This is a genomic window from Treponema socranskii subsp. socranskii VPI DR56BR1116 = ATCC 35536, assembly GCF_000468115.1.
Lineage (GTDB): Bacteria > Spirochaetota > Spirochaetia > Treponematales > Treponemataceae > Treponema_D > Treponema_D socranskii.
Map to the genome: position 1 here is coordinate 1 of NZ_AVQI01000075.1, position 1054 is coordinate 1054.

At 47.3% G+C, this 1054-nt stretch carries 1 protein-coding gene; it reads right to left on the minus strand.

Going from position 1 to position 1054, the window contains the following annotated elements:
• Positions 1–217: 217 nt before the first annotated feature.
• The coding region (locus HMPREF0860_RS10175; RefSeq protein ID WP_021495745.1) for an Rpn family recombination-promoting nuclease/putative transposase at positions 218–1054 on the minus strand (837 nt) is incomplete at its 5' end.

Genomic DNA, 1054 nt, shown 5'->3' on the forward strand with positions numbered 1-1054 from the left:
TGAAAACTTTTGCAGGATGCACGACTTCCGATGTCGAATGCCTCCGGCATCCTATCGGTATTATAACATATTTCATCGCTTTTCACAACTTTTATTAATTATTAATTCAGGGCGAGCGCGCCGGAAATGTATACACGGAAAAGCTTATAAATGAAAAAAAGCAAAACATGAGGTCGTCGAAGATGTGATGAATTGCTGCCGCGCGAGACGGTTCGGTTTACAGCCGTTCGATTTCCGCTTCGGTGAGGCCGGTAATCTTGCAAATGTCTTCAAGCGGATAGTGCATAGCAAGCATATTTTTTGCCGTTTCGAGCTTCGATTGATATGAGCCTTCGGAAATGCCCTCCTGTTTTCCCTGTGCGATGCCTTCTTTCAAGGCGATTTCTCTTTCTTCCTCCCGCTGCACGGCTATGTCCACATCGTAATCATATTCGGCAATTAACATGTTCATCACCTCCTTTGACTTTCGCTGTAAGTATTCCCGTAAGATGTCGTTTTGTATGCACTCTTTGATCGCGTTCCGAAAGCCGTTTTCGCTGTCGAGCTTCGTATGTTTCCGTACGGCATCTACGAACAGCGTGTATTCTTTCAGCGGTTTGCACGTATGTAAGATCTCATTATCTTTATTATAATTGATATTCGTCACGCTGACAACGACTTTAAGGCTCGGCTTTTCGGGCATCGTCATAAAGGCTTCGGAGAGGCGTAATGTCGCGGTTTCGGGGTAATCTTCTTCTCCGTTGTAGAACACATAGAACTCCGGCGTAGGGATATTTTTCAGGCGTCTCAGATAGCGGTCGCGCGGATTTTGAATGCGCTCGTAGAGACGGGCTGCGTACTGCAAAAATCGCAGCGGCATATTGGCGTTTATCGTGGATTGGTGCTCGACCAATACGATGATCTTTCCGTCGACGAGGCAGGCGACATCATTGCGGAAAGCCATGTACATCACCTGTTCGAGACGGAGCGGCTCGAGTTCGACAGATACGTCGAGGTGAGTGCCGTGGAGCGTGTTGTAGAGAGCGAGGAAGTTCGCTTTTGCGTTTTTGTCTTC